Annotated in this window: 22 protein-coding genes and 3 tRNA genes; 3 read left to right on the forward strand and 22 right to left on the reverse strand. The window is 58.0% G+C overall.

Features of this window, described 5'->3' with window-relative positions; translation table 11 throughout:
- Positions 1 to 52: 52 nt before the first annotated feature.
- Entirely contained in the window at positions 53 to 2,260 is a 2,208-nt protein-coding gene (locus tag QMK51_RS24370; RefSeq protein ID WP_320392266.1) for a DUF1631 domain-containing protein, read from the reverse strand.
- Between the two features lie 364 nt (positions 2,261 to 2,624).
- On the opposite strand from QMK51_RS24370, the gene nadC reads away from it, so the two are divergent.
- Positions 2,625 to 3,473, forward strand: coding sequence for a carboxylating nicotinate-nucleotide diphosphorylase (gene nadC, locus QMK51_RS24375; RefSeq protein WP_320392267.1), 849 nt, complete (start codon positions 2,625 to 2,627; stop codon positions 3,471 to 3,473).
- A 114-nt stretch (positions 3,474 to 3,587) separates the two neighbouring features.
- Here nadC and QMK51_RS24380 read toward each other — a convergent pair whose 3' ends face one another.
- A complete protein-coding gene (locus QMK51_RS24380) occupies positions 3,588 to 3,893 on the reverse strand; it encodes a DUF6388 family protein (RefSeq protein WP_320392268.1) in 306 nt (101 codons plus the stop codon).
- Between the two features lie 302 nt (positions 3,894 to 4,195).
- Between QMK51_RS24380 and QMK51_RS24385 the strand changes: the two genes are divergently transcribed.
- Positions 4,196 to 4,741 carry a hypothetical protein gene (locus tag QMK51_RS24385; RefSeq protein ID WP_320392269.1) on the forward strand — a complete coding sequence of 182 codons (546 nt, stop codon included), beginning with the start codon at positions 4,196 to 4,198 and terminating at the stop codon, positions 4,739 to 4,741.
- Between the two features lie 10 nt (positions 4,742 to 4,751).
- Here the strand turns inward: QMK51_RS24385 and QMK51_RS24390 are convergent.
- The 16 genes from QMK51_RS24390 to rlmE all read right to left on the reverse strand — a co-directional run bounded on the left by QMK51_RS24390 (position 4,752) and on the right by rlmE (position 20,327).
- Positions 4,752 to 4,827 (reverse strand) — tRNA-Thr (locus tag QMK51_RS24390).
- A 210-nt stretch (positions 4,828 to 5,037) separates the two neighbouring features.
- Entirely contained in the window at positions 5,038 to 7,143 is a 2,106-nt protein-coding gene (gene pnp / locus QMK51_RS24395) for a polyribonucleotide nucleotidyltransferase (RefSeq protein WP_258697606.1), read from the reverse strand.
- A 195-nt stretch (positions 7,144 to 7,338) separates the two neighbouring features.
- The gene (rpsO, locus tag QMK51_RS24400) at positions 7,339 to 7,608 is read right to left on the reverse strand and encodes a 30S ribosomal protein S15 (protein WP_011332409.1); all 270 of its coding nucleotides are present in this window, start codon (positions 7,606 to 7,608) and stop codon (positions 7,339 to 7,341) included.
- 115 nt (positions 7,609 to 7,723) lie between these two features.
- Positions 7,724 to 8,641 (reverse strand): tRNA pseudouridine(55) synthase TruB, encoded by a 918-nt coding sequence (truB, locus tag QMK51_RS24405; RefSeq protein ID WP_320392270.1) that lies wholly within the window; start codon positions 8,639 to 8,641, stop codon positions 7,724 to 7,726.
- A gap of 3 nt (positions 8,642 to 8,644) precedes the next feature.
- The gene (gene rbfA / locus QMK51_RS24410; protein ID WP_007942872.1) at positions 8,645 to 9,046 is read right to left on the reverse strand and encodes a 30S ribosome-binding factor RbfA; all 402 of its coding nucleotides are present in this window, start codon (positions 9,044 to 9,046) and stop codon (positions 8,645 to 8,647) included.
- Positions 9,047 to 9,205: 159 nt separating this feature from the next.
- The gene (gene infB, locus QMK51_RS24415; RefSeq protein WP_320392271.1) at positions 9,206 to 11,725 is read right to left on the reverse strand and encodes a translation initiation factor IF-2; all 2,520 of its coding nucleotides are present in this window, start codon (positions 11,723 to 11,725) and stop codon (positions 9,206 to 9,208) included.
- A gap of 27 nt (positions 11,726 to 11,752) precedes the next feature.
- Positions 11,753 to 13,234, reverse strand: a complete 1,482-nt coding sequence (nusA, locus tag QMK51_RS24420; protein WP_007900474.1) for a transcription termination factor NusA — start codon at positions 13,232 to 13,234, stop codon at positions 11,753 to 11,755.
- A 47-nt stretch (positions 13,235 to 13,281) separates the two neighbouring features.
- Positions 13,282 to 13,740 (reverse strand): ribosome maturation factor RimP, encoded by a 459-nt coding sequence (gene rimP / locus QMK51_RS24425; protein WP_007993601.1) that lies wholly within the window; start codon positions 13,738 to 13,740, stop codon positions 13,282 to 13,284.
- 139 nt (positions 13,741 to 13,879) lie between these two features.
- A tRNA-Met gene (locus QMK51_RS24430) sits at positions 13,880 to 13,956 on the reverse strand.
- A gap of 96 nt (positions 13,957 to 14,052) precedes the next feature.
- Positions 14,053 to 14,138, reverse strand: a tRNA-Leu gene (locus tag QMK51_RS24435).
- Between the two features lie 22 nt (positions 14,139 to 14,160).
- Entirely contained in the window at positions 14,161 to 14,544 is a 384-nt protein-coding gene (gene secG, locus QMK51_RS24440) for a preprotein translocase subunit SecG (protein WP_017336473.1), read from the reverse strand.
- A gap of 4 nt (positions 14,545 to 14,548) precedes the next feature.
- On the reverse strand, positions 14,549 to 15,304 hold the full coding sequence (gene tpiA / locus QMK51_RS24445) for a triose-phosphate isomerase (protein WP_320392272.1): 756 nt from the start codon (positions 15,302 to 15,304) through the stop codon (positions 14,549 to 14,551).
- Between the two features lie 66 nt (positions 15,305 to 15,370).
- Positions 15,371 to 16,708, reverse strand: a complete 1,338-nt coding sequence (gene glmM / locus QMK51_RS24450) for a phosphoglucosamine mutase (RefSeq protein ID WP_320392273.1) — start codon at positions 16,706 to 16,708, stop codon at positions 15,371 to 15,373.
- Between the two features lie 16 nt (positions 16,709 to 16,724).
- On the reverse strand, positions 16,725 to 17,576 hold the full coding sequence (folP, locus tag QMK51_RS24455) for a dihydropteroate synthase (RefSeq protein ID WP_258697611.1): 852 nt from the start codon (positions 17,574 to 17,576) through the stop codon (positions 16,725 to 16,727).
- 8 nt (positions 17,577 to 17,584) lie between these two features.
- Positions 17,585 to 19,495, reverse strand: coding sequence for an ATP-dependent zinc metalloprotease FtsH (gene ftsH / locus QMK51_RS24460; protein ID WP_258697612.1), 1,911 nt, complete (start codon positions 19,493 to 19,495; stop codon positions 17,585 to 17,587).
- 202 nt (positions 19,496 to 19,697) lie between these two features.
- A complete protein-coding gene (rlmE, locus tag QMK51_RS24465) occupies positions 19,698 to 20,327 on the reverse strand; it encodes a 23S rRNA (uridine(2552)-2'-O)-methyltransferase RlmE (RefSeq protein ID WP_320392274.1) in 630 nt (209 codons plus the stop codon).
- A 101-nt stretch (positions 20,328 to 20,428) separates the two neighbouring features.
- Between rlmE and QMK51_RS24470 the strand changes: the two genes are divergently transcribed.
- The gene (locus tag QMK51_RS24470) at positions 20,429 to 20,737 is read left to right on the forward strand and encodes a YhbY family RNA-binding protein (RefSeq protein WP_007942889.1); all 309 of its coding nucleotides are present in this window, start codon (positions 20,429 to 20,431) and stop codon (positions 20,735 to 20,737) included.
- 9 nt (positions 20,738 to 20,746) lie between these two features.
- On the opposite strand, the gene QMK51_RS24475 is transcribed toward QMK51_RS24470, so the two are convergent.
- The 4 genes from QMK51_RS24475 to carA form a co-directional block, all read right to left on the reverse strand.
- Positions 20,747 to 21,151: an MFS transporter gene (locus QMK51_RS24475; protein WP_320394561.1), complete on the reverse strand. Its 405-nt coding sequence runs from the start codon at positions 21,149 to 21,151 to the stop codon at positions 20,747 to 20,749.
- Between the two features lie 28 nt (positions 21,152 to 21,179).
- Complete coding sequence (gene greA, locus QMK51_RS24480; RefSeq protein WP_033058235.1) at positions 21,180 to 21,656, reverse strand: transcription elongation factor GreA; 477 nt, start codon at positions 21,654 to 21,656, stop codon at positions 21,180 to 21,182.
- 2 nt (positions 21,657 to 21,658) lie between these two features.
- Complete coding sequence (gene carB / locus QMK51_RS24485; protein ID WP_258697614.1) at positions 21,659 to 24,880, reverse strand: carbamoyl-phosphate synthase large subunit; 3,222 nt, start codon at positions 24,878 to 24,880, stop codon at positions 21,659 to 21,661.
- Positions 24,881 to 24,997: 117 nt separating this feature from the next.
- On the reverse strand, positions 24,998 to 26,134 hold the full coding sequence (carA, locus tag QMK51_RS24490) for a glutamine-hydrolyzing carbamoyl-phosphate synthase small subunit (RefSeq protein ID WP_320392275.1): 1,137 nt from the start codon (positions 26,132 to 26,134) through the stop codon (positions 24,998 to 25,000).
- Positions 26,135 to 26,235: the final 101 nt, after the last annotated feature.

A 26,235-nucleotide genomic window follows, 5' to 3' on the forward strand; every position in this document is an offset into this window, starting at 1 on the left:
AACGACGACTGTGTTGGCGCCCAGTATGCCGCGATAGACCCTCGGCGCGCGATCACTTGCCGCGATTGAGACGCCGCAGGTTGCCCAGCACCGACTCCAGCGCCCGATCGAACAGCAAGGTGTCGTCCAGCGTTCGCACCGCGCCACGCCGGAACTCCAGGGCCAGACCGGTACGGCTGTGCTCCAGCACTTTCATCCCGGTACGGTTGACGAAGATGTATTTGTCGGTGGCTTCAATGATCGCCGCCAGCTTGCAGCGCAGGGTGTTTTCCTCGTCTTCCTGAAACTCGACCCAGCAGCCCAGGTGCAGCTGATCGACCTGAAGCAGAGCAACATCGTCCTCCGGCAAACGCATCGATGCCGTTTCGACCGGGCCTTCGTCAGCGGTGCGAAGCACGATTTCCTGCTGCACTTCGACCATCATCGGTGCGTCAACAGCCGTGCTTTTCTGGCCCGGGCGTTCGAACAACTGAAGGTGCAAAACTTCCAGCTCGCTGAAAAACTCACCGGTGGCGAACGGGTCGAATGCCGAGCTGTTCAAGCCATCGCGCAACGACTTGAGCAACCCCGGCACCAGTGCCAACAGGCGCAGGCTCGCATCGGGTTCGTCATGGCGTTGCACGCTCCAGATCAATTGCGCCATGGCCTGCACATCGGCATGCCATTCGGTGGACTGATCAGAGTGCTTGAGGCAGGTCAGCAACAGCACTTTGCTCCAGGCCTCCTGGACAAACGCCACCACGCTGTGCGGGAGCACCTTGCCCAGCAACGCCTGGTTCAGTGCCTGCTCGACGCGCTGACGCGCCAGTTCGGTCCTGGCGCGGCCTTCTTCGGCATCGCGGGTGCGCTGCTCCAGTAATTCGCTGCGACGGCGCTCGTCACTGGTGAAGGCGAGAAAATCCGCCAGCAATTCGGAAAAGATCGCCGGGTCATCGACAAAGTCGTTCAGCAAACGCTGCACCACTTGCTCGATGCGCAGATACAGGCTGTCGCGCTCATAGTCATCGCACTCGCCCCAGCCCATGGCCGCAGCGGCGATTTCGTTGAGTAAGCGCCGGGCCGGATGGCTGCTGCGGCTGAAGAAGCTCTTGTCGAGCACCGCGACTTTCAGCATCGGGATCTGCAAACGGCCGATCAGCGCCTTGAGGGAGTCCGGCAGGTTGCGGTCATCGAGGATGCATTCGAAGAGCATGGCGATCAGGTTGATCACGTCTTCGTCGGCCACCCCGACTACACGCGACCTGCCGCTCTTGACGCTGACCCGGGTCAGCAGTAGTTCGAGCTGGTTACGCAGATCGAAGTCGTCCTGAGCCGCCAGCGCCGGCACGTATTGCTGCAAGTGCGAGAGCAGGCGCAACAGATCGCGGGTGGAAATGGGCTGGGTCTGGGCACTGACTTCCAGGGTCGGCGCAACGCTGCCGCGCACATGGAACAGCAACTCCTGCAGGGCGGCGAAAACTTCCTGCACCCCATCGTCAATCTGAGAATTACCGGAGCGCCCCCCAGCCTCAGCGGGGTCGGCGTGAACACTGGCCGCCGCCCGATCGGTGGCACGCCGCGCCGGGGCGGGCTTGAGGTCCGGCAGCACGCCGGTGGCGATCAGCAGTTGATTGGCTTCGGCGTAGAGCTGATCGGCATTGCTGAGCACATAGCGCTCGAACAGCTTGAGAATGATCAGCTTGACCTTGATCTCCATCCCCAGATTGCGCCCGGCCTGCAAGAAATACTCACAGAGCAGCGTCGGCCCCAAGGGGTTGTGCTGTTCGACCAGCGTCTTGCCCAGCAGCGTGCTGAGACGGGCCGTGAGTTGGTCGAGGGCGAAACCGTCGCGGTTCAGCACTATGCCGACCATGACCTCCACCGCCACATTACGCTCCATGTCGTCACGGGATAGCGGCACCGAGGTATCGAAAGCCAAGGCCTGAGGCAAGGCAGCCTGAGCGATGTCGTGCTGCGTGAGGCTGACGAAAGCCTCGAAAAATTGCTCGAGAAAACCGCGCTCGATGCTTTTGCGCTTGAGGCGCAAATCGCGCATGGCTTCGAAGAAGATGTTTTGCTCAACGTCGTTTTGGGCGCGATCGGCCATTTCGAACAGGGTGTCGTCGGCGTTATCGAACAGCTCCTGCAAACCCTGCTTGAGCTGTTGGGCTGCCTTGTCGCGCACCTGAAGCAGAATCACGGGCAGGCGGGCGAGCGGCGAGTGAGTCGCCTGATCGGTAGTCGCCTTGTGCAAAGGCACTACATTCCCGTCGTTGTGCATCCAAGCCTCCTGAAACGGTGATTCTTCGGTTCGGTTCGGTAAGAAAGATCGAGTTCACAGGCCACACAGCCGGCGCTCAGCGTGGAACAACACTCACCCGCTACCATTCAATAATCGGGAACCCAAAGACACGTCAAAGCTATGACGTCAAATGAAAGGCGGATTATCGACAAAAGACCTTCCTTGTGCCAGTAGACTCTGCGCCCCCCCCCAAAGAAATAGACACTTATGAAAGACCCTGGCTCAGGATTGCTCGCGCGAATCGACCAAATACAGGTTTACGAACGACGGGATGGCCGCTGATGCCTTGGGTTGCCTTGCGCCATGGCCCTATAATCGGGCCACTTTGTTTGTGGAGCCCGTTATGCCGAATCTACGTCTCGCCGATTTGACCGCCGAAATCGAAGCCAACGTGCGCCGTGCGCTGCTCGAGGACATCGGCAGCGGCGACATCACCGCGCAACTGATCCCGGCCGAACGCCTGGCCAAAGCCACCATAATCACCCGCGACGCCGCCGTCATCAGCGGCACCGCGTGGGTCGATGCCGTGTTTCGGCAGCTGGATCCGCGGGTCGCCGTGCACTGGCAGGTGAGCGATGGCGAACGGGTAAAGCCCAATCAGGTGTTGTTCCACCTCGAAGGCCCGGCACGCTCGCTGCTCACGGGCGAGCGCAGCGCACTGAATTTCCTGCAACTGCTTTCCGGCGTGGCCACTCGCGCGCAATACCTGGCCGATTTCGTCGCCCAAACCCAAGTGAAGCTGCTCGATACCCGTAAAACCCTGCCGGGGCTGCGTCTGGCCCAGAAATACGCCGTGACGTGCGGCGGTTGCCATAACCACCGCATCGGCCTGTATGACGCCTTCCTGATCAAGGAAAACCATATCGCCGCCTGCGGTGGCATCCCTGAGGCTATCGCTGCCGCGCACAAGATCGCCCCGGGCAAACCAGTAGAGATCGAAGTAGAGAACCTGGCGGAGCTCAAAGAAGCCCTGGCGGCGGGTGCCAACATCATCATGCTCGATGAGCTGAGCCTGGACGACATGCGCGAAGCCGTGCGCCTGAACGCCGGCAAGGCAAAACTGGAAGCCAGCGGCGGCATCAACGAAAACACGCTGCTGCCAATCGCCGAAACCGGGGTGGATTACATTTCGATTGGTGCGATGACCAAGGATGTGAAGGCGGTAGACCTGTCGATGCGTCTGAGCCTCTGATCGAGAAAACGCCCGTTTCAAATGTGTGGGCGGGCTTGCTCGCGAAAGCGGTGAGTCAGGCGACATTTACGTCGACTGATACGCCCTCTTCGCGAGCAAGCTCGCTCCCATAGATCAGACCACCAGATTATTCATCTCGCAGTACTCTTCCCACTCGACGCCCAACACCTCGGCCGCTTCCTTGTGCAGCGCCAGGCGCGCGGCCTCGTACTCTTCCGGGGTTGAGGTGTACTTGAGCGTCAGTTCCCACGGCTGCAAGCCCTGGGATTCAGCCTCATCCTCGAATGCCCACTGGATCTGGTCTTTCTGATCGTCGGCGGGCAAGTCCTTGATCTCTTCCATCAATTCATGCGCGTCCAGTGCGTACTTCTTGAGGGCTTCTTCGTGTCTGGCTTCTTGGGTCAATTCTTTAACGGTCATGGCGTTCTCGCTGATCTGGGGAATGGAAGATGGATCTGGATCATCAAGGATCTCTCTGACGCAAAGAAACCGTTTGAAGCCCGGTTTGTCTGGCCTTCAGAACCATTCGGGATCATCTGAAAACTGCTGGGCGATGCTCATGCAGGCAACGAATATAGGACGTTTTGCCGATGATTTACACGGGTCTTTACATCTATCCCACAAAAAGCTGCGTGCGAGAGGGTCTGAAGACCTCGGGAACATAAATCCAAATCCCAAGTCATAGCGATGTGCCATGTCGGCACTTCACAAGGACCCCAGTGATGCGCAGTTTTTCGAAGCTTTCGTCTACCCGGCTTGCCACCGCTACCCTGCTGCTCGGCAGTCTGACATTGGCCAGCGCTGCTCAAGCGGCTGTCGAAGTCACCTCTGACCCTTCGCTGTACTCCGACAAAATCTGCGCCCTCCACAATTCATTCGGCAAGGACACACTCGTCAGAACCAGCGTCAGTATCGATGATCTGGAAAACCTGCAAAAAACCGTGAAGGCCAATGCCAGCGAACTGGAAAGCCAGAAGCGCACCATCAGCGAGCAGGCCCGTCAGATCGAAGAACTCAAACGCAACAGCGGTTCCAGCTCCAACTCCAGCAGCAAGGAGATTGACGATCTCAAGCGCACGGTCAATGAACAGGAACGCGACCTGAATAGCCTCAGCAAGCAAGTGGAAGAGCTAAAGCGCAACAGCGGTTCCAGCTCAAGCTCGAACAACAGCGAAATTTCCAGCCTCAAACGGGAGATCAGCGATCAGGATCGCGCGATGGATCAGCTCAAGCGCACCGTCGAGGATCTGAGCAGAAAGGTGAAATAAGCGAGGAAAGTGGTGCCCGAGACAGGAATCGAACCTGCGACCTTCGCGTTACGAGTGCGCTGCTCTACCGGCTGAGCTACACGGGCTGTGGGCTAAACCTAGCACTGGCTTCGGGGTCCGGCAACTTGGCGCACCGCAAAATCAAAAGATCGCAGCCTTCGGCAGCTCCTACATTGGGCTTGTGTAGGAGCTGCCGAAGGCTGCGATCTTTTGATCTTCCTGCACATAAAAAAATGCCCCGCCGTTTCACGGCGGGGCATTTTTATAACGTTGAAGCGGTCAGGCTAAGGGGGTGATTAAACGCCCGAAGCCTTGGCTGCTGCTACGTCTTTGATGGACAGCTTGATACGGCCGCGGTTGTCCACGTCCAGTACCAGAACTTCCACTTCCTGGCCTTCTTTCAGAATGTCGGTCACTTTCTCTACGCGAGCATCGCTCAGCATGGAGATGTGAACCAGACCGTCCTTGCCCGGCAGGATGTTGACGAATGCGCCGAAGTCGACGATGCGCTCAACCTTACCGACATAGATCTTGCCGATTTCAGCTTCAGCGGTGATGCCCAGAACGCGCTGACGTGCCGCTTCAGCCGCTTCCTTGGTTTCGCCGAAGATCTTGATCGAGCCGTCGTCTTCGATGTCGATCGAAGCCTTGGTCTCTTCACAGATCGCACGAATGGTCGCGCCGCCTTTACCGATGACATCACGGATTTTGTCGGTGTCGATTTTCATCGCGATCATGGTCGGAGCGTTTTCCGACAGCTCGGTACGCGACTGGCCAATGATCTGGTTCATCTGACCGAGGATATTCAGGCGCGCTTCCAGGGCTTGGCCCAGAGCGATTTCCATGATTTCTTCGGTGATGCCCTTGATCTTGATGTCCATCTGCAGCGCGGTCACACCTTTGGCGGTACCCGCTACTTTGAAGTCCATGTCGCCGAGGTGATCTTCGTCGCCCAGGATGTCGGTCAGAACAGCGAATTTCTCGCCTTCTTTAACCAGACCCATGGCGATACCGGCAACCGGAGCCTTCATCGGCACACCGGCGTCCATCAGAGCCAGCGAAGCGCCGCAGACCGAAGCCATGGAGCTCGAACCGTTGGACTCGGTGATTTCCGACACTACACGGATGGTGTACGGGAACACGTCGGCAGCAGGCAGCATGGCCTGAACCGAACGACGGGCCAGACGGCCGTGACCGATTTCACGACGACCAGCGCCACCCATGCGACCACACTCGCCCACCGAGAACGGAGGGAAGTTGTAGTGCAGCATGAACGGGTCTTTTTTCTCGCCTTCCAGGGTGTCCAGCAGTTGTGCGTCACGGGCGGTGCCCAGCGTCGCGACGACCAGAGCCTGGGTTTCGCCACGGGTGAACAGCGCCGAACCGTGGGTCTTCGGCAGAACACCGACTTCGATGTTCAGTGGACGTACGGTGCGGGTGTCGCGACCGTCGATACGTGGCTTGCCGTTAACGATGTTTTCGCGAACGGTGCGGTATTCGATTTCACCGAAAGCCGCTTTGACTTCGCTGGAAGAAGGCTGACCTTCTTCACCGGACAGCTTGGCAACCACCTGGTCTTTCAGCTCGCCCAGACGTGCGTAACGGTCGGCCTTGACGGTGATGGTGTAAGCCTGGGAGATCGCCTCGCCGAACTCAGCGCGGATAGCGCCCAGCAGTTCGGTAGCTTCAGCCTGAGGAGCCCAGGTCCAGGTTGGCTTGGCAGCTTCGGCGGCCAGTTCTTTAACGGCGTTGATCACCACCTGGAACTCGTCGTGAGCAAACAGTACCGCGCCCAGCATCTGGTCTTCGGTCAGCTCTTTAGCTTCCGATTCAACCATCAATACCGCTTCCGAAGTACCGGCAACGACCATGTCCAGGCTCGACGCTTTCAGTTGTTCGTAAGTCGGGTTCAGCAGGTAGCCGGTGCTTTCGTGGAACGCAACGCGGGCAGCGCCGATCGGGCCATCGAAAGGAATGCCGGAGATGGCCAGGGCAGCCGAGGTACCGATCATCGCAGCGATGTCCGGATCGGTCTTCTTGCTGGTGGAAACGACGGTGCAGACAACCTGCACTTCGTTCATGAAACCTTCTGGGAACAGCGGACGGATCGGACGGTCGATCAGTCGGGAAGTCAGGGTTTCTTTCTCGGAAGGACGGCCTTCGCGCTTGAAGAAACCGCCAGGGATCTTACCGGCAGCGTAAGTCTTTTCCTGGTAGTGAACGGACAGAGGGAAGAAGCCCTTGCCTGGATCGGCTTGCTTGGCACCGACGACGGTCACCAATACGCTGACGTCGTCGTCAACGGTGACCAATACTGCGCCGGAGGCTTGACGGGCGATACGGCCAGTCTCGAGGGTAACGGTCGACTGACCGAACTGGAATTTTTTGATTACCGGGTTCACGGTGTCCTACCTTCTTTGTGGCTCTTGGGGAACTTGTCTTCTTGCGAAATTCTTGGGCAATGCCGGGAATCGGCCCGACTTTCATTGTCCAGGTAAAGCAGGTATCCAGATAAAACTTGAGGCTGGGAGCCTGTCATGCGCCAGCGGAAACCCGCTGACGCACGACAGACAACCAACCTCTAGCGCAATCGCTTATTAGCGACGCAGACCCAGGCGAGCGATCAGAGCGCTGTAACGGCTCACGTCCTTGCCTTTCAGGTAGTCCAGCAGCTTACGACGCTGGTTTACCATGCGGATCAGACCACGACGGGAGTGGTGATCTTTACCGTTGGCCTTGAAGTGACCTTGCAGTTTGTTGATGTTGGCGGTCAGCAGTGCAACTTGCACCTCTGGCGAACCAGTGTCACCAACAGCTTGCTGGTAGTCAGCTACGATTTGAGCTTTTTCTTGAACGTCGAGAGCCATGAGGCAATCCTTTTATCAGGAAACCATCCAAGGGACGGTTTCAACAGGCCAGGGACAAATCCCTGTATCTAAAAATGAGTAGTGACCGTGCCTGTTAACAGCCACCCTCGTCCGGTCATTCTGACCGAATCAGTCGACGCGGCGCGATGCGCCCGTCTTCGCTCACTTCACCGATACCGATGAAGCGACCATTGTGATCCTGTACCCGTACCATGCCGAACTTCGGTGCATCCGGGGCGCGTACCGGTTGGCCGTTGAGCCAGTAGAACGCGCTGTGTTCCGAGAACTGCAACAGCGGCCAATCCAGCAGGCCGCTGTCCGATGGCATCAGGAAACGGTCGACCGCTTCGTTACCGCCTTCGGCATGTACCGCTTCCAGCTCTTCCAGAGTGACGGTCTGTGCAAGCGTGAAAGGCCCGGCCTGGGTACGTCGCAATTCAGCCACGTAAGCACCACAACCGAGTTGCTCACCGATATCCTCCACCAGGGTGCGGATATAGGTGCCTTTGCTGCAATCTACCGCAAGCCGCGCAGTATCACCCTCAAAGGCCAGTAATTCCAAGCGCGCAATAGTAACAGAACGCGGTTCGCGCTCCACTACCTCACCTGCACGAGCCAGCTTGTACAGCGGCTGACCGTCGCGCTTGAGCGCCGAGTACATCGGCGGTATCTGACTGATTTGCCCACGAAATTTCGGCAGCACAGCTTCGATGTCGGCGCGACCAACGGTCACCGGGCGCTCCAGCAAAACTTCACCTTCGGCATCCGCCGTGGTGGTGGTCTTGCCCAGTTGCGCCAGGGTTTCATAACCCTTGTCGGAATCGAGCAGGTATTGCGAGAACTTGGTGGCCTCGCCGAAGCACAACGGCAGCACGCCAGTGGCCAGCGGATCGAGACTGCCGGTGTGCCCGGCTTTCTCGGCGTTCAGCAACCAGCGGACCTTCTGCAACGCCGCGTTGGAGGTGAACCCCAGCGGCTTGTCGAGCAGGATGATGCCGCTGACGTTACGACGGATACGTTTGACCTGAGCCACCGATTACTCCTTGGCGTCTTCGGGTTCAGCCGCTACCGGGTGCTGATTGTCTTCAGCCACCGCACGTTCGATCAGGGCCGACAGGTGCGCGCCACGCACGACGCTTTCGTCGTAGTGGAAGTGCAACTGTGGAACGCTGCGCAACTTCATTTCGCGGGCCAACTGCATGCGCAGGAAACCGGCGGCGGAGTTGAGCACTTTAATGCTTTGCGCGATGTCTTCAGCGTTGTCCTGCCCCATCACAGTGATGAAAATCTTGGCGTGACCGACGTCACGGCTGACTTCAACAGCGGTAATGGTGACCAGACCGACGCGCGGGTCTTTGACTTCACGACGGATCAGCTGTGCCAGCTCACGCTGCATCTGATCGCCGATACGTTGGGTACGGCTATATTCTTTTGCCATGTCTTGTTACCTGTTACTGCCCCACGGTGAAACCCGTGTGGTCTGAAAGCGGCAAACGCCCGGCCTGACAGAAGCCAGACCGGGCGTTGCGTTTAGAGTCCGACTGATGCGCCGCGCAGTTGCATGCGGCTGGCCATCACGGCTCTTGAAGTGCGCGAGTTAGAGGCTGCGAGCAACCTGAACCTTCTCGAAGACTTCGATCTTGTCACCGACCTTAACGTCGTTGTAGCTCTTCACGCCGATACCGCATTCCATGCCGGCACGTACTTCGGAAGCGTCATCCTTGAAGCGGCGCAGGGATTCCAGCTCGCCTTCGAAGATAACGATGTCTTCACGCAGTACACGGATTGGACGGTTACGGTGAACAACACCTTCGATAACCATGCAACCGGCGATCGCGCCAAACTTCGGCGAACGGAACACGTCACGCACTTCAGCGGTACCCAGGATGTTCTCGCGAACATCGCTGCCCAGCATACCGGTGAGGGCTTTCTTGACGTCTTCGATGATGTCGTAGATCACGTTGTAGTAACGCATATCCAGACCTTCCTGCTCGACGATCTTGCGAGCGCCGGCATCGGCACGCACGTTGAAGCCGAACAGTACAGCATTGGAGGCCAGTGCCAGGTTGGCGTCGGACTCGGTGATACCACCAACACCGCCACCGACCACACGCACTTGCACTTCGTCGTTACCCAGGCCGTTCAAGGCACCGTTCAACGCTTCCAGCGAACCACGGACGTCGGATTTGAGGACGATGTTGAGCGTCTTCTTCTCTTCCTGCCCCATGTTCTCGAAGATGTTTTCAAGCTTGCCAGCGTGAGCACGGGCCAGTTTGACTTCGCGGAACTTGCCTTGACGGAACAGAGCCACTTCACGGGCTTTCTTCTCGTCGGCAACCACGCTCATCTCGTCGCCAGCGTCCGGGGTACCGTCCAGGCCGAGGATCTCGACAGGGATGGAAGGACCGGCTTCCTTGATTGGCTTGCCGTTCTCGTCGAGCATGGCGCGAACGCGGCCATAGTTCGAACCGACCAGCACCATGTCGCCTTGGCGCAGAGTACCGTCCTGAACCAGAACGGTTGCAACCGGACCACGACCTTTGTCGAGACGGGATTCAACCACAACGCCACGGCCAGGAGCCGAAGGGGTCGCTTTCAGTTCGAGAACTTCAGCTTGCAGCAGAACAGCTTCGAGCAACTCGTCCACACCAGTACCGACTTTCGCCGAAACCGATACGAACGGGGTGTCGCCGCCCCACTCTTCCGAGGTCACGCCGTGAACCGACAATTCGCTACGGATGCGATCGAGATCGGCGCCCGGCTTGTCGATTTTGTTCACTGCAACAACCAGCGGAACACCGGCAGCCTTGGCGTGCTGAACGGCTTCAACGGTCTGCGGCATGACGCCGTCGTCCGCTGCAACCACCAGGATCACGATGTCGGTCGCCTTGGCACCACGGGCACGCATGGCGGTAAACGCGGCGTGACCAGGGGTGTCGAGGAAGGTGACCATGCCGCGTTCGGTTTCAACGTGGTACGCACCGATGTGCTGGGTGATACCGCCGGCTTCGCCAGCCGCTACCTTGGCACGACGGATGTAGTCGAGCAGCGAGGTCTTACCGTGGTCAACGTGGCCCATTACGGTCACAACCGGTGCACGGGAGAACGCTTCACCTTCAAATTTCAGGGACTCGGCCAGGGAATCTTCCAGGGCGGTGTCGCTGACCAGGGTCACTTTGTGGCCCAGCTCTTCGGCAACCAGCTGAGCAGTTTCCTGATCCAGTACCTGGTTGATGGTCGCTGGGGTACCCAGTTTGAACATGAACTTGATGATTTCAGCAGCCTTGACCGACATCTGCTGGGCGAGATCGCCAACAGTGATGGTCTCGCCGATCTTCACTTCGCGCACAACAGGGCCGGTTGGGCTCTGGAAACCGTGGGCGTTGCGTTTCTTCAGCTTGGCCTTGCCGCGACCACCACGACGGAAGCCATCGCTTTCTTCGTCGGTAGTACGTGGCGCAACACGTGGAGCAGGCGCTTTTTCCTTGACCGAAGCACGATGAGGAGCGTTTTTGCGCTCGCCATCGCCACTGCCACGACGATTGTTATCGTCTGCACGTGGTTTGTCCGGACGACGCTGTTCGTCGCGTTTGCGAGTGTCGGCTGCAGGTGCAGCGGCCACGACCGGCGCGCTTTCACGCACGGGTGCGGCAACCGCAACAGGCGCTGCGACAGCTTCGGTAGTCGCGGTTTGCGCAGCAGCAGGCTGGCGACGCGCTTCTTCTTCGGCGCGACGCTTGGCTTCTTCTTCAGCCTTCTGACGTGCAGCATTTTCTACTGCGCGACGTTCTTCCAGTTCGCGTTTGCGCTCGGCTTCGATTTCTTCCGGGCTGCGCTGTACGAAAACTTTCTTTTTACGGACTTCAACGCTGATGCTTTTGCTGCCAGCAACACGCAGGGTGCTAGTGGTTTTACGCTGCAGCGTGATCTTGCGTGGTTCTTCCACTTTCGCCTTGTGGCTGCTTTTCAAGTGAGTCAGCAAAGATTGCTTCTCACTGTCAGTCACATGTTCTTCGGCGGCGGTGTGCGGCAGACCTGCCTCACGCATCTGCTGCAACAGGCGCTCTACCGGTGTTTTGACCTCATCGGCCAGTTGTTTCACCGTGACTTGCGTCATGCACTTCTCTCCTCAGGCCGCGCCTAATTACTCGAACCAGTGGGCTCGGGCGGCCATGATCAACTTGCCGGCACGATCATCGTCAATGCCGTCGATGTCGAGCAGGTCGTCAATAGACTGCTCGGCCAGGTCTTCGCGGGTAATTACGCCGCGCACCGCCAGTTCCATCGCCAAATCCTTGTCCATGCCCTCAAGCGAGAGCAGGTCTTCGGCCGGATGGGCGTCTGCCAGCTTTTCCTCAGTAGCGATGGCTTTGGTCAACAAACGATCCTTGGCGCGAGCGCGAAGCTCGTTGACGGTTTCTTCGTCAAAGCCGTCGATGTTGAGCATTTCTTCCAACGGTACGTAGGCAATCTCTTCCAGGCTGGTGAAGCCTTCATCTACCAGCACCTGCGCCAGGTCTTCGTCGACTTCCAGCTCGTCGATGAAGTTGCGCAGGATGTCGCCGGTTTCTGCTTGCTGCTTAGCCTGGATGTCCGATTCGGTCATCACGTTCAGGGTCCAGCCAGTCAACTGGCTGGCCAGACGCACGTTCTGACCACCGCGACCGATGGCCTGAGCCAGATTGTCTGCGCCAACGGCGATGTCCATTGCATGGGCATCTTCGTCAACGATAATTGCCGCCACTTCAGCCGGCGACATTGCATTGATCACGAACTGAGCCGGGTTATCGTCCCACAGGACAATATCCACACGCTCACCACCCAACTCGCCGGACACTGCCTGGACGCGCGAACCGCGCATACCGATGCAAGCGCCTTGCGGGTCGATGCGTTTGTCCTTGGAGCGGACCGCAATCTTGGCGCGCGAACCCGGGTCACGGGATGCAGCCATTACTTCGATCAGGCCTTCAGCGATTTCCGGCACTTCGATTCGGAACAACTCGATCAGCATTTCCGGCGCGGTACGCGACAGGATCAGTTGCGGGCCGCGGTTCTCGGTGCGGATTTCCTTGAGCAGCGCACGCAGACGCACGCCAACCCGGAAGGTTTCACGGGAGATGATGTCTTCACGGGCCAGCAACGCTTCAGCGTTGTTGCCCAGGTCGACGATCACGTTGTCGCGGGTAACTTTCTTCACGGTGCCGGAGATGATTTCCCCCAAGCGCTCGCGATAGGCGTCAACAACTTGAGCACGCTCGGCTTCGCGAACTTTCTGCACAATGACTTGCTTGGCAGTCTGTGCAGCAATGCGGCCGAACTCGATGGACTCGATCTTTTCTTCGACAACGTCACCGACCTTGGCGCCGGGATGCGTTTCTGCAACCTTGCTCGGCCAGGTTTCAATAGCCGGATCGTCCAGATCGGCTTCTTCGACGACCGTCCAGCGACGGAATGTCTCATAAGCACCGGTGTGGCGATTGATTTCCACACGCAGATCGACTTCGTCCTCGAAACGCTTTTTGGTAGCAGTGGCCAGAGCCAGCTCCAGCGCTTCAAAAATTACGTTTGCCGGTACGCCCTTTTCATTGGATACCGACTCAACAACCAGCAGTACTTCTTTGCTCATCGTACGCCTCGCCTTTCGCAAGCCATTGGATCCGCGGGATCCGCGTCTCAGTCAAAACTGGGAATAATGTTGGCCTTGTCGATCATATCGATCGGCAACAGGAACTCATGGTCTTCAACCTGCACCACGACGTCCTGCTCTTCTACACCGCGCAGAAGGCCCTGAAAGTTGCGCCGGCCTTCAAAAGGCGAGCGCAGCTTGATCTTCACTTGTTCACCGGCAAATTTTGCAAACTGCTCAAGAGTGAACAGTGGGCGTTCCATGCCAGGCGAGGAAACTTCAAGGGTGTATTCAACGGCGATAGGATCTTCAACATCCAGCACACCGCTGATCTGGCGACTGACGATGGCACAATCGTCCACCAGTACGCCGCCTTCTTTATCGATATAAACGCGCAACATTGAGTGGCGACCTTGAGCCGAAAACTCAATACCCCAGCATTCATAGCCTAGGGCCACGACCACCGGGGCCAGCAAGGCCTGCAACTCTTCTAGCTTGCTCGACACCTGAACCCCCTCGTGCATGTATGTGCATGCTGTGCAAAATAAAAAAATGGGCGAAACGCCCATCCTTGAAAACGCCGTCGAACAGCGGCGTTGAAAGTGTCCAGCTAACAAAAAGCCCCTTAAAAGGGGCTCCTTAAACTGGTTGCGGGGGCCGGATTTGAACCGACGACCTTCGGGTTATGAGCCCGACGAGCTACCAGACTGCTCCACCCCGCGACAAAGCTGGGGCGGAAGTATACGACCGATCCCTGACAGGGTCAATGTAACCTTCCACCTACAAGAAAGCCCGCAACAGCGGGCTCTCTTGACAATTGGTACCGAGAAGGGGACTCGAACCCCTACACCCTATGGGCACAACCACCTCAAGGTTGCGTGTCTACCAATTCCACCACCTCGGCAATACTACGTTTGAAACCCTTCTTACTTCTGCTCTTGAGCTGGAGGCACGTCAGTCGCTGGAGTAGCCGACTTTTGCTCTTGAAGCACCGGAACATCATCAGAAGCCGGTTGTTGCTTTGGAACTTCCAACACTGCTGGATTTGGCAAGCCTACTTGAGTCAGCTGATGAGCCTTCTCTTTAGCAAAGTAACCTAACCCCAAGCTGGTTATGAAGAAACCGGCGGCAAGTATAGCAGTAAACTTACTAAGAAAGGTAGAGGAACCTTGGCTTCCGAACACAGTATTTGAAGCACCTGCTCCGAAAGATGCGCCAGCGTCCGCACCCTTACCCTGCTGCAGCAATACCAGAGCAACTACGCCCAATGCACCCAGCAGATGAAAAACGACTACGACTGTTTCCAGCATTTTTTCAGTTTCCCGCGGCGCGACAAATCGCACCGAACTCATCTGCATTCAGGGAAGCTCCACCAATGAGCCCCCCATCGATATCCGGCATGCCGAACAGTTCGACCGCATTGGCCGCCTTCACGCTGCCGCCGTATAGAAGCCGCACACCTTGTGCGACTTCAGAATTCTCTGCCGCCAACTGCGCGCGAATGGCTGCGTGCACATCCTGCGCTTGTTGCGGCGAAGCAGTCAGCCCGGTACCAATAGCCCAGACCGGCTCGTAAGCGATTACTGCCTTTGCAAAAGCACCGACACCCAGCTCCTCGATGATGCTACCCAGCTGACGCCCGACAACCTCAAGAGTTTTCCCGGCTTCGCGCTGCTCGAGGGTTTCCCCTACACACAACACCGGAATCAAGCCACATGCCTGCGCTGCCGCGAATTTGCGATTCAGCGTTCCGTCAAGCTCGCCCATTATCTGGCGGCGCTCGGAGTGCCCGACAAGCACCAGGGAACAACCTGCATCCACTAACTGACTCGGCGAAATCTCACCTGTCAACGCACCCTGCCCGGATTCAATCGCAGAGTTCTGCGCGCCGACCGAGATCGACTTACCTTGCAAGCCATCAATCACTTGACTGATATACAAGCTAGGCGGGAACACCGCGACATCAACACCGCTCGGCAAGGCCAGATGACGAAGGCCGTTGATCAGCTCAGCGACGCTGGCGCGGGTACCGTGCATCTTCCAGTTACCAGCTACCATAGGGCGACGCATGCTGTACCTCGTCGGTCAAAGTGGGCGCAGATGTTACCCAACACAATCATGGCTGGCAAGCCGAAATCAGGCAGAAACTTCAGTTACCAGTTTTGCCAGCTCTTCGGCGTAACCGCGAACCTGAATTTCGTCCTCACCTTCGACCATCACGCGCACCAGCGGCTCTGTCCCGGACTTGCGCAGCAGCACGCGCCCACGACCCGCCATCGCTTGAGTGACACGATCACTGGCCTCCTTGACTGTCGGATGTTCGAGCGGGCTCGCACCGCCGCCAAACCGCACATTGATCAGCACCTGAGGGCACTTGCGCAGCGCCTGGCGGGACTGAGCCAGGCCTTCTACGCGCCTCTTCAACGCCATCAGCACCTGCAACGCGGCAATGATCGCATCACCGGTGGTGGTATGACTGAAGCAGACAATGTGCCCCGAGTTTTCCCCCCCCACCTGCCAATCGCGCTCCAGCAACTCGGAAATGACGTAACGGTCGCCAACGTTGGCGCGCACAAAAGGAATCGCCAGATCCGCCAGGGCCAACTCCAGCCCCAGATTACTCATCAGCGTACCGACCACACCGCCTTGCAACTTGCCGCGTTCATGCAGATCGCGAGCAATGATGAACAGCAACTCGTCGCCGTCGACGACAGCACCAGTGTGATCAACCATCTGGACCCGGTCACCATCACCGTCAAAGGCGATACCCAAATCGGCGTGCTCGGCCAATACGGCAGCTTGCAACGGCTCCATATGGGTTGAACCGCAATTTTCATTGATGTTCAGGCCATTAGGATTCGCAGAAAGCACAACAACATCGGCCCCCAGCTCACGGAACACACTAGGCGCCACCTTATAGGTCGCGCCGTGAGCACAATCGAGCACGATCTTCAGGCCGGCAAAACTGGTGCCGGTCGGGACGCTGCTCTTGCAGAATTCGATATAACGGCCCGAAGCATCGTTGATTCGCGACACCTTGCCGATCTTGCTCGAATCAACCACAGTCATCGGGGTGTCGAGCAGCTCTTCGATCATCAGTTCGACTTCATCCGGGAGCTTGGTACCCTTTCCAGAGAAAAACTTGATGCCGTTGTCGTCATGAGGGTTGTGCGAAGCGCTGATCACGATGCCAGCTTCGGCATGAAAGGTTCGCGTCAGATAGGCGATAGCTGGCGTCGGCATCGGCCCCAACAGCATCACATCAGCACCTGCCGAGGTCAGCCCGGCCTCAAGTGCCGACTCGAACATGTAACCGGATATCCGGGTGTCCTTGCCCACGAGCACCTTGCAGGCACCCATGCTGCGAAATGCCATGCCTGCAGCCCAGCCAAGCTTGAGCATGAAATCAGGAGTAATCGGGTATTCACCGACCCGACCACGAATGCCGTCGGTGCCAAAATATTTCTTACTCATAAGTACTCCATCATTCTTATTCGGCTGATTCTACGGCAGCGATCATCCGCACCACATCGACTGTTTCGGCCACATCATGGACGCGCAATATACGCGCGCCCTTGACCAAAGCTAGCGCCGCGAGCGCCAGGCCGCCATGCAGGCGCTCTCCCACCGGCCGATTCAAGGCCTGCCCGATCATGCTCTTTCGTGAAACCCCGACCAACAGGGGCCGCCCCAAGGCATGCAAGGCCTCCATATGCTTAAACAAGCTCAGGTTGTGCTGCAAAGTTTTCGCAAAGCCGAAGCCCGGATCGAGGATGATCCGCTCAGGAGGAATACCCACCGATGCACACTGGACCATGCGTTCAGCGAGAAACTCACCGACCTCTTTCGTAACATCCCGGTACTGCGGATTGTCCTGCATGTCGCCCGGCTCGCCGAGCATATGCATCAGGCACACCGGTAAGCCGGTTGCTGCTGCTGCATCCAGGGCACCGTCTCGACGCAACGAGCGCACGTCATTGATCAATCCCGCCCCCAGCCTTGCGGTTTCACGCATGACCGCCGGCGTGGAGGTATCGACCGAAATAATCACATCGAGTTCACGATGAATACGCTCGACGATGGGCGCTACGCGCTCCAGCTCTTCAAGTGGTGAAACCGTCCTGGCACCGGGCCTGGTCGATTCGCCACCGACGTCGATCAGCGTCGCGCCAGCCACAACCATCGCTTCGGCGTGGCGCAAGGCCGCATCCAGCTGACTGTATCGGCCGCCATCGGAAAAGGAATCGGGGGTGACATTGAGAATACCCATGACATGCGTCTGGGCCAAATCAAGAACCCGGCTGCCGCAAGGCAACCGGGTCGAGGACTGAACAGAAGTCATTTCAAACCTTATACGTCAGCAGCCGGGCCACCGATTGGTGTTTCCGGACGCCCATCCTGCACCGCCGGAGGCGTGCCGGAAGCATCGTTACCGCCAGACCAGTCGCGAGGTTCGCGCGGTGTACGACCCGCCATGATGTCATCGATCTGATCGGCATCGATCGTCTCGTACTTCATCAAGGCATCCGCCATGGCGTCAAGCTTGTCACGGTTATCCGTAAGGATCTGCTTTGCCGTGCCATAGCACTGATCGATGATGCTGCGCACTTCGGAGTCGATCAGCTTGGCCGTCTCACCGGAGAAGCTGGCATGCTGACCACCGCCGCCGCGACCGAGGAACACTTCGCCCTCTTCTTCGGCATACATCAACGGGCCGAGTTTTTCCGACAAGCCCCACTTGGTCACCATGTTCCGTGCAATCTGGCTGGCACGCATGATGTCGTTGGACGCGCCGGTGGTGACACCATCGAAGCCCAAGGTCATCTCTTCAGCGATACGACCGCCGTACAGCGAGCAAATCTGGCTGATCAGCGCACGCTTGGACAGGCTGTAGCGATCTTCTTCCGGCAGGAACATGGTCACGCCGAGCGCGCGACCGCGCGGGATGATCGACACCTTGTAGACCGGGTCATGCTCAGGCACGACGCGGCCGACGATAGCGTGGCCTGCTTCGTGATAAGCAGTGTTCTGCTTCTCTTTCTCGGACATGACCATGGATTTGCGCTCGGCGCCCATCATGATCTTGTCTTTGGCCAGCTCGAACTCTTTCATCTCGACGATGCGCTTGCCGGCACGGGCAGCGAACAACGAAGCTTCGTTTACCAGGTTAGCCAAGTCAGCACCGGAGAAACCAGGAGTACCACGAGCGATTACAGCCGGAGCGACGTCGTCACCCATCGGCACTTTGCGCATGTGGACTTTGAGAATCTGCTCGCGACCACGGATGTCCGGCAGACCAACCACGACCTGACGGTCGAAGCGGCCCGGACGCAGCAAAGCAGGGTCCAGTACGTCCGGACGGTTGGTCGCGGCGATGACGATGATGCCGTCATTCATTTCGAAGCCGTCCATCTCAACCAGCAACTGGTTGAGGGTCTGCTCGCGCTCATCGTGACCGCCACCCATGCCAGCACCACGGTGGCGACCGACGGCGTCGATTTCATCGATGAAGATGATGCATGGCGCGTGTTTCTTCGCCTGCTCGAACATGTCACGAACACGGCTGGCACCGACACCGACGAACATTTCGACGAAATCGGAACCGGAAATAGTAAAGAACGGCACTTTGGCTTCGCCGGCAATTGCCTTGGCCAGCAAGGTTTTACCGGTCCCCGGAGGACCCACCATCAGCACACCGCGAGGAATGCGGCCGCCCAGGCGCTGGAACTTGCCTGGATCACGCAGGAATTCGACCAGTTCGCCGACTTCTTCCTTGGCTTCGTCACAACCTGCAACGTCAGCCAGGGTGGTTTTCACCTGATCTTCGGAGAGCAGGCGCGCCTTGCTCTTGCCGAAGCTCATCGGCCCACCCTTGCCACCGGCACCGCCCTGCATCTGCCGCATGAAGAACATGAAGACGGCGATGATCACCAGGATCGGGAAGCTTGCGACCAGGAGTTGAGTCCAGATGCTTTGCTGTTCAGGCTGCTTGCCTTCGACCACAACGTGGTTATCCACGAGGTCGCCGATCAGACCGTTATCCTGGATCGCAGGACGAATGGTCTTGAAGCTGTCGCCATCGTTGCGCTTGCCGGTAATCACGTAGCCATCAACCGCTACGCGCTCGACCTTGCCATCCTTGACCTGCTGGATGAAGTCGGAATAGTTGAGGGTCTGCGGCTCGTTAGGGCTGGAGAAGTTGTTCATCACCGTCACCAGGACAGCCGCGATGATCAACCACAGGATCAGATTCTTTGCCATATCGTTCAATTAACTACCCTCTGAAGCAAGCTCCGCTAATGGCGCGCGCTTCGCATGATATTCACCGGCCTAACTTACTACATTACCTACGGCTCTGGCAGGCGCCGTCTGTAACCCTTTGTGAAACACTTTCTACACAATATTCGCTAATGCTCACGGGGCGAAATACGAAAATCCTATCGACCCGCAAAAAAACCTCGATTTACTCACTACGGACGCGGTAGCCCCAAGCTAGCATGTATTGCTCGCGGGAACTGCCACGGGAAGAGTCCGGCTTGATCATCTGGACCTTGTCGAATTTCTGACGAGCGTCCTTCACGTAAGCATCAAACCCTTCGCCCTGAAACACCTTGATCACGAAATTACCACCCGGCTTGAGTATCCGAGCCGCCAGATCAAGAGCCAGCTCACATAGAAACATGGCTTTTGGCATGTCCACCTCAGGCGTACCACTCATATTGGGGGCCATATCGGAAATCACAAGGTCCACCTGCGAATTACCCACGGCTTCAAGGATCTGAGCGAGCACTTCGTCCTGGGTGAAGTCACCCTGGATGAAAGTCACGTCCGGAATGCTGTCCATTTCCAGGATGTCCGAGGCGATCAGACGCCCCTGACCACCGATCAGCCGACTAGTGACCTGCGACCAGCCGCCGGGCGCTGCACCCAGGTCGACAACGCTCATGCCCGGACGGATCAGCTTGTATTTCTCCTGGACCTCCAGAAGCTTGTAACTCGCACGCGAGCGGTAACCATCCTTCTGCGCCTGCTTCACATATGGATCATTGACATGTCTTTTCAGCCAACCAAGGCTTGTCTTGGAACGCGCCATTGGGCACCTCGATGATAAGGGTCGTGATTAATTGGGCGGATCCACGAACCCTCGGGTAAAATGGCCGCCATTTTACAGAATCCAGACTAAAGGGTCAGATTATGCCGCTCACTCAAGAGCAGAAGAAACAGTACAAATCCATTGGCCACCATCTGAAACCAGTTTTGATTGTGGCTGACAACGGCTTGACTGAAGGTGTGTTAGCCGAACTTGAACGCGCTCTGGCGGATCACGAGCTGATCAAAATCAAGCTCAACATCCTTGATCGCGAATCGCGCCTGGCGAGCATTGCAGAACTGTGCAAGGTCGGCAAAGCGGATCTGGTTCAGGTCATCGGCAAGATGGCACTGATTTACCGCAAGAACTTCAGCGTCAACAAGCAGCTGTCGAACGTCCATCGCTTCAAGTGATGGCAAGGGTCAAGGGTGTGCTGCGCGCACCCTGACACTCCACCCAGGCACCGGCTGCATCACTAGCACCAGCCCGGAAAAGCCCAGGACAAGATAGCTGAACAACTGCCAATGCAGCGCCTGAGGCCAACCGAAGCGCACTGCGAAATACATCGCGCACCCATACAGCGCCATCAGCAGCAGTTGCCCGCGAATATCCCGCCATAGACTGGCAAGGCCCTCGGCCTGTACCAGCACCAAAGCCTGAAAAATCACACTCGCCGTGGCGAATCCCACCATCAGCGTATTCAGCGCGCCTGCAATTTCGTCGATCAGCAGCGGCGCCAGGCCGATTTGCCCCAGCACCGGCAGCAGACCGATGTGCAACAACCACACGCCGCCAACCCACAACATTTGGGTTAGCTGCCAAAGCATGGCGCCCGCACGTAGCGGGCGCCTTCTTTCAGATGTGGCGAACTTCGACAATCTCATACTCGATAACGCCACCCGGCGTTTTCACGGCGACCACGTCACCCTCTTCCTTGGCAATCAAGGCGCGGGCCAGTGGCGAACCCACCGAAATCTTGCCGAGCTTGAAGTCAGCCTCATCCTCACCCACGATGTGGTAAGTGACGCTTTCATCAGTCTCGACGTTGGCGATTTCAACGGTGGTGCCGAAAATCACTTTGCCGGTATGAGGAATAGTCGTGACATCGATGATCACCGCGTTCTGCATGCGGCCTTCGATGTCGCGGATCCGCGCCTCGACCATACCCTGCTGCTCGCGAGCAGCGTGGTATTCGGCGTTTTCTTTCAAGTCACCCAACTCGCGGGCCGTACCGATGTCCTGGCTGAGCTTCGGACGGACGACTTTGGTCAGGTGAGCGTGCTCTTCTTCCAGGGCTTTCGCGCCCTGAACGGTCATTGGGTACTTGGTTATGCTCATGCCTTCAATCCTGCGTGTAGATCCTGCAAGCGGCGCACGGTCTTCTCAGGACCGAACTTCAGCGCTTCACAGATAGCTTCGCCAGCAGCAATGGTAGTGGTGCAGTAGATCTTGTGCTGCAAGGCATTACGACGAATGGAGTAGGAATCGGCGATCGACTGGCGACCTTCGGTGGTGTTGATGATCAGGGTGACTTCGTCATTCTTGATCATGTCGACCACGTGCGGACGACCCTCGGTCACCTTGTTCACACGACGCACTTTCAGGCCTGCGGCTTCGATCAGCTTGGCAGTACCGGCAGTGGCGACCACTTCGAAGCCCAAGTTGATCAGATCACGGGCCACGCCTGCAACCAGTGGCTTGTCATCGTCACGCACGCTGATGAACGCGGTGCCGCCGGTCGGCAGCACTTCACTGGCGCCCATCTGGGCTTTGGCAAAGGCTTCGCCGAAGGTATCGCCCACACCCATCACTTCACCGGTGGACTTCATTTCCGGGCCCAGGATCGGGTCCACACCAGGGAATTTGGCGAACGGGAACACCGCCTCTTTCACGCTGTAGAAGTTCGGAATGATTTCCTTGGTGAAGCCGATTTCCTTCAGGGTTTTACCGGCCATGACGCGTGCCGCGATCATCGCCAGGGAAACACCGATGCACTTGGAGACGAACGGCACAGTACGGGAAGCGCGCGGGTTGACTTCGATGACGTAGATGTCTTCGCCTTGCAGCGCCAACTGAACGTTCATCAGGCCGACCACACCCAGTTCCAGGGCCATTTTCTTGACCTGTTCGCGCATCTCGTCCTGGATATGTGCAGGCAGTGAGTACGGCGGCAGGGAGCATGCGGAGTCACCGGAGTGAACGCCGGCCTGCTCGATGTGCTGCATGATCGCGCCGATCACCACGTCAGTGCCGTCGCAGACCGCATCCACGTCCATTTCGATGGCACAGTTGAGGAAGTGGTCCAGCAGCACCGGGCTGTCATTGGATACTTGAACCGCTTCACGCAGGTAGCGCTTGAGTTCTTCTTCTTCGTAAACGATTTCCATCGCACGGCCGCCCAGTACGTAGGACGGACGAACCACCAGCGGGTAGCCGATTTTGGCGGCGGCACGAATCGCTTCGTCTTCGCTGCGCACGGTGGCGTTAGGCGGCTGACGCAGGTTCAGACGCTCAACCATCTGCTGGAAGCGCTCACGGTCTTCGGCACGGTCGATGGCGTCAGGGCTGGTGCCGATGATCGGCACGCCGGCCTCTTCCAAGGCGCGAGCCAGCTTCAGCGGAGTCTGGCCGCCGTACTGGACGATCACGCCTTTAGGCTTCTCGACACGGACGATTTCCAGTACGTCTTCCAGGGTCACTGGCTCGAAGTACAGGCGGTCGGAAGTGTCGTAGTCGGTGGAAACGGTTTCCGGGTTGCAGTTGACCATGATGGTCTCGTAACCGTCATCGCGCAGGGCCAGTGCCGCGTGTACGCAGCAGTAGTCGAACTCGATACCCTGGCCGATACGGTTAGGACCGCCGCCGAGGATCATGATCTTGTCGCGGCCCGACGGCGCGGCTTCGCACTCTTCCTCGTATGTCGAGTAGAGGTAGGCGGTGTCGGTGGCGAACTCGGCCGCGCAGGTATCAACGCGCTTGTAGACCGGGAACACTTCGAGCTTGTGACGATGACGACGCAGGCTCTTCTCGGTCACGCCCAGCAATTTGGCCAGACGCATGTCGGAGAAGCCCTTGCGCTTGAGACGGAACATCGTGTCGCGGTCGATGCTGGCCAGACCCAGGGTCTTGACCTTCTCTTCATCCTTGATCAGATCTTCGATTTGCACCAGGAACCACGGATCGATCATGTTCATGCCGAAGATGTCTTCGACCGACAGACCGGCGCGGAAGGCGTCAGCCACGTACCAGATACGCTCGGCACCCGGCACGGTCAGTTCACGCTTGAGGATACTCATGCTTTCCGGGTTGCTCAGGTCGAGCTTCTCGTCCAGGCCGCAAACGCCTACTTCCAGACCGCGCAGGGCTTTCTGCAGGGATTCCTGGAAGGTCCGGCCGATGGCCATGACTTCACCGACCGACTTCATTTGAGTGGTCAGGCGTGCGTCGGCTTTCGGGAACTTCTCGAAGGCGAAGCGTGGCAGCTTGGTGACGACGTAATCGATGGACGGTTCGAAGGACGCCGGGGTCTTGCCGCCGGTGATGTCGTTCGACAACTCGTCGAGGGTGTAACCGACGGCCAGTTTTGCCGCGACCTTGGCGATCGGAAAACCGGTGGCTTTCGACGCCAGGGCCGATGAACGGGATACCCGCGGGTTCATCTCGATGACCACCATGCGGCCAGTGTTCGGGCAGATGCCGAACTGGACGTTGGAGCCGCCGGTTTCCACGCCGATCTCACGCAGCACTGCCAGGGAGGCATTACGCAGGATCTGGTATTCCTTGTCGGTCAGGGTCTGTGCTGGGGCAACAGTGATCGAGTCACCGGTGTGCACGCCCATCGGGTCGAAGTTTTCAATGGAGCAGACGATGATGCAGTTGTCCTTCTTATCGCGGACAACCTCCATCTCATATTCTTTCCAGCCGATCAGCGATTCGTCGATCAACAGCTCTTTGGTCGGCGACAGGTCCAGACCGCGAGCGCAGATTTCTTCGAACTCTTCACGGTTGTAAGCGATACCGCCACCGGTGCCGCCCATGGTGAAGGACGGACGGATGATGCACGGGAAACCCAGACGATCGAGAACCGCGTTGGCCTCTTCCATGCTGTGGGCAATACCCGAACGCGGGCAGTCCAGACCGATGGATTTCATTGCCTTGTCGAAGCGCGAACGGTCTTCGGCCTTGTCGATGGTGTCAGCGTTGGCGCCAATCATCTCTACGCCGAACTTCTCCAGAACGCCTTCGCGCTCCAGGTCCAGGGCGCAGTTCAGAGCAGTCTGGCCACCCATGGTCGGCAACAGCGCGTCCGGACGCTCTTTCTCGATGATCTTGGCAACGGTCTGCCACTTGATCGGCTCGATGTAGGTGGCGTCGGCCATGGCCGGGTCGGTCATGATGGTCGCCGGGTTGGAGTTCACCAGGATGACGCGGTAACCCTCCTCGCGCAGGGCTTTACAGGCCTGGGCGCCGGAGTAGTCGAATTCGCAGGCCTGGCCGATCACGATCGGGCCAGCGCCGAGAATCAGGATGCTTTTAATGTCTGTACGTTTTGGCATGGGTTGTCACTCAAATCCGCAGGTCAGTCGGCAAGCCGTCTTGTTCAATCTCTGAAGCCTTGAGGGGGCCGCCGGTTTCGGGACCGCCCTCAGGCTTCGCTACATCAGGGCGAGCGATTAGCGTCGCTTGGCCATTTCGTTGATGAAGCGATCAAACAGTGGCGCTACGTCGTTCGGGCCAGGGCTGGCTTCAGGGTGACCCTGGAAGCTGAAGGCGCTCTTGTCGGTACGCTCGATGCCTTGCAGGGTGCCGTCGAACAGCGATTTGTGGGTCGCCCGGACGTTGGCTGGCAAGGTCGCTTCGTCTACCGCAAAACCGTGGTTCTGGCTGGTGATCATTACCACACCGGTATCCAGATCCTGGACCGGGTGGTTGGCACCGTGGTGACCATGACCCATTTTCAGGGTCTTGGCGCCGGAAGCCAAAGCCAGCAGCTGGTGGCCGAGGCAGATACCGAATACCGGAATCTCGGTTTCCAGCACGTCTTTGATTGCCTGGATCGCGTAGTCGCATGGCTCCGGATCACCAGGGCCGTTGGACAGGAACACGCCGTCCGGCTTCAGTGCCAGCGCTTCGGCGGCCGGAGTCTGTGCAGGCACCACGGTCACGCGGCAACCGCGCTCGACCAGCATGCGCAGGATGTTCAGCTTGACGCCGTAGTCGTAGGCCACCACGTGGTACGGCAACTCGGAGGCTTCGATGGTTGCGTGGCTATCGGTTTTCAGATCCCAGACAGTCGAGCGCCATTCGTACTTCTCTTTGGTGCTGACGACTTTTGCCAGGTCCATGCCTTTGAGGCCAGGGAAGCCCTGAGCGGCGGCGATGGCGGCTTCTTCGGAGATGTTGTCACCAGCCATGATGCAGCCGTTTTGTGCGCCTTTCTCACGCAGGATGCGTGTCAGGCGGCGAGTGTCGATACCGGCGATTGCCACCACATTGTTGGCTTTCAGGTAATCGGACAGTGACATCGTGTTGCGCCAGTTGCTCGCAACCAGTGGCAGGTCACGGATGACCAGGCCAGCGGACCAGACGCGATCGGACTCGGCGTCTTCCGGCGTGGTGCCGGTGTTGCCGATGTGCGGGTAAGTCAGGGTAACGATCTGTTGGGCGTAGGAAGGATCGGTAAGGATTTCCTGATAGCCGGTCATTGCGGTGTTGAACACCACCTCACCAACGGTTTGACCGTCGGCTCCAATGGCTTCGCCGCGAAAAATGCTGCCATCAGCAAGGGCGAGTATGGCTGGCTTAGTCAAGAAGACCTCCCGTAAATAAAGCCTGAAAGGGCGATCGCAGGTTGTAAAAAAGCGGAGTGACGTATGGACACGTCACCCCGCTTCTTCACTGAATTATTCTG

Origin of the sequence: Pseudomonas sp. P9_31 (genome assembly GCF_034008235.1) — a bacterium.
Lineage (GTDB): Bacteria > Pseudomonadota > Gammaproteobacteria > Pseudomonadales > Pseudomonadaceae > Aquipseudomonas.

Excerpts from the sequence above, each read along its gene's own strand:
- QMK51_RS24370 (WP_320392266.1), bottom strand. The coding sequence starts at position 2,260 with ATGCACAACGACGGGAATGTAGTGCCTTTGCACAAGGCGACTACCGAT.
- nadC (WP_320392267.1), top strand. The coding sequence starts at position 2,625 with ATGCCGAATCTACGTCTCGCCGATTTGACCGCCGAAATCGAAGCCAAC.
- QMK51_RS24380 (WP_320392268.1), bottom strand. The coding sequence starts at position 3,893 with ATGACCGTTAAAGAATTGACCCAAGAAGCCAGACACGAAGAAGCCCTC.
- QMK51_RS24385 (WP_320392269.1), top strand. The coding sequence starts at position 4,196 with ATGCGCAGTTTTTCGAAGCTTTCGTCTACCCGGCTTGCCACCGCTACC.
- rpsO (WP_011332409.1), bottom strand. The coding sequence starts at position 7,608 with ATGGCTCTCGACGTTCAAGAAAAAGCTCAAATCGTAGCTGACTACCAG.
- rbfA (WP_007942872.1), bottom strand. The coding sequence starts at position 9,046 with ATGGCAAAAGAATATAGCCGTACCCAACGTATCGGCGATCAGATGCAG.
- infB (WP_320392271.1), bottom strand. The coding sequence starts at position 11,725 with ATGACGCAAGTCACGGTGAAACAACTGGCCGATGAGGTCAAAACACCG.
- nusA (WP_007900474.1), bottom strand. The coding sequence starts at position 13,234 with ATGAGCAAAGAAGTACTGCTGGTTGTTGAGTCGGTATCCAATGAAAAG.
- secG (WP_017336473.1), bottom strand. The coding sequence starts at position 14,544 with ATGCTGGAAACAGTCGTAGTCGTTTTTCATCTGCTGGGTGCATTGGGC.
- tpiA (WP_320392272.1), bottom strand. The coding sequence starts at position 15,304 with ATGCGTCGCCCTATGGTAGCTGGTAACTGGAAGATGCACGGTACCCGC.
- glmM (WP_320392273.1), bottom strand. The coding sequence starts at position 16,708 with ATGAGTAAGAAATATTTTGGCACCGACGGCATTCGTGGTCGGGTCGGT.
- folP (WP_258697611.1), bottom strand. The coding sequence starts at position 17,576 with ATGACTTCTGTTCAGTCCTCGACCCGGTTGCCTTGCGGCAGCCGGGTT.
- ftsH (WP_258697612.1), bottom strand. The coding sequence starts at position 19,495 with ATGGCAAAGAATCTGATCCTGTGGTTGATCATCGCGGCTGTCCTGGTG.
- rlmE (WP_320392274.1), bottom strand. The coding sequence starts at position 20,327 with ATGGCGCGTTCCAAGACAAGCCTTGGTTGGCTGAAAAGACATGTCAAT.
- QMK51_RS24470 (WP_007942889.1), top strand. The coding sequence starts at position 20,429 with ATGCCGCTCACTCAAGAGCAGAAGAAACAGTACAAATCCATTGGCCAC.
- QMK51_RS24475 (WP_320394561.1), bottom strand. The coding sequence starts at position 21,151 with ATGCTTTGGCAGCTAACCCAAATGTTGTGGGTTGGCGGCGTGTGGTTG.
- carB (WP_258697614.1), bottom strand. The coding sequence starts at position 24,880 with ATGCCAAAACGTACAGACATTAAAAGCATCCTGATTCTCGGCGCTGGC.